Origin of the sequence: Actinoplanes sp. NPDC048791, from assembly GCF_040650095.1 — a bacterium.
Classification (GTDB): domain Bacteria; phylum Actinomycetota; class Actinomycetes; order Mycobacteriales; family Micromonosporaceae; genus Actinoplanes.
The window spans coordinates 1-1,494 of the sequence record NZ_JBEZGQ010001520.1; the positions used below are offsets into that span (position 1 = coordinate 1).

Here is a 1,494-nt window from a genome sequence, read left to right on the forward strand (position 1 = left end):
GCGATCCGGGCCGAGCTCGGCACCGCCCTGGCGCCCCGGCTCGCCGAGCTGGGCCTGTCCGCCCTGCCGATCGACGGCATCACGCCGGCGACCGAGCCGGCGTTCCTGGCCCGCCGCCGCGCGGTGCTGGCCGACGCCCCGCCGATCACCGTGGTGGTCTGCACCCGGGAACGGCCCGGCGCCCTGGCCCGCTGCCTGGACAGCCTGCTCGCGCAGGCCTACCCCGACTTCAAGATCCTGGTCGTCGACAACGCGCCGGTGACCGACGCGACCGCCGAGGTCGTCCGCTCGGCGGCCCGCCGCGGCCCGGTCACCTACCTGAAGGAGCCGCGCGCCGGCCTGTCCTTCGCCCGCAACGCCGCGGTGGCGGCCGCGCCGGGCGAGATCATGGCCTGGATCGACGACGACGAGTACGCCGACGTCAACTGGCTGGCCGAGGTCGCCCGCGCCCTGGTCGACCACCCGGAGGCCGACGTGGTCTCCGGCGTGATCGTCCCGGCCGAACTGGAGACCCAGGCGCAGCTGTGGTTCGAGCAGTTCGGCGGGCACAGCAAGGGCCGCGGCTTCAGGCCCGACGTGTTCAGCCCGGCGACCGCGCACATCCAGAGCCCGCTGTACCCGCTGCCGCCGTTCGGCACCGGCGCGAACATGACGTTCCGGGCCGGCGTCATCGAGAGCATCGGCGGCTGGGACACCGCCCTGGGCGCCGGCACCCCGGCGATGGGCTCCGAGGACACCCTGGCGTTCACCCAGGTACTGATCAGCGGCGGCACGATCGTCTACCAGCCCACGGCGGTCACCCACCACTACCACCGGCGCGACCTCGAAGGACTGCACAAGCAGATGGTCGGCTACGGCGCCGGGCTGACCGCCGCGTACACCAGCCTGCTGCTCAAGCGGCCCGGCCTGCTCTGGCCGCTGCTGAAGCTGGCCCCGGGTGCCCTGCGCGACCTGACCAGCAAGGACAGCCTGCGGGTGTCGACGCTGCGCGAGGACTTCCCACGGGAACTGCTGACGGCGAACCGCAAGGGCATGCTGGCGGGACCGCGCGCCTACCTGAAGGGCCGCCGGGCGGCCCGGGCCAAGGCCCGGAGCGGCCGCTGATCGTGGCGACTCAGCCGTTCACCGGAAACTTCCCCCCGCACCGGGCATTCTCGGTCAGGAGGAAGCAGATGTGGCGATCGGTCGGAAATGCGTACGCCACCCCGGCTCGACCGACCGGGGTGGCCGCCGCATGCTGAGCGCGCACCCGACCCCGGAACCCGGCGAACCGGACAAGGGGCCGGTGCTGCGCCCGGCGACCCCGATGACGTCCATCCAGCAGTACGAGTCCCCCGACGCCACGGAGGCCCAGCACATGGCGGACCAGCGCGCGGCCGACCAGCGCGCGCCCGAACCGACCCGGACGCAGGATCGGCCGCAGCACGACCAGCCGCACCCGGAACAGTCCCACCCGGACCAGCCGGACCAGCCGGCCCAGGCGCAGCCGGCCCA

At 74.0% G+C, this 1,494-nt stretch carries 2 protein-coding genes; both read left to right on the forward strand.

What is annotated here, in order from left to right; genetic code table 11:
• Positions 1-1,104, forward strand: a 1,104-nt coding sequence (locus tag AB0C29_RS48050; RefSeq protein WP_360835014.1) for a glycosyltransferase family 2 protein, incomplete at its 5' end; no start/stop codon positions are given.
• Positions 1,105-1,174: 70 nt separating this feature from the next.
• Positions 1,175-1,494 (forward strand): hypothetical protein (locus AB0C29_RS48055; RefSeq protein WP_360835016.1); only part of this gene is annotated, 320 nt, incomplete at its 3' end.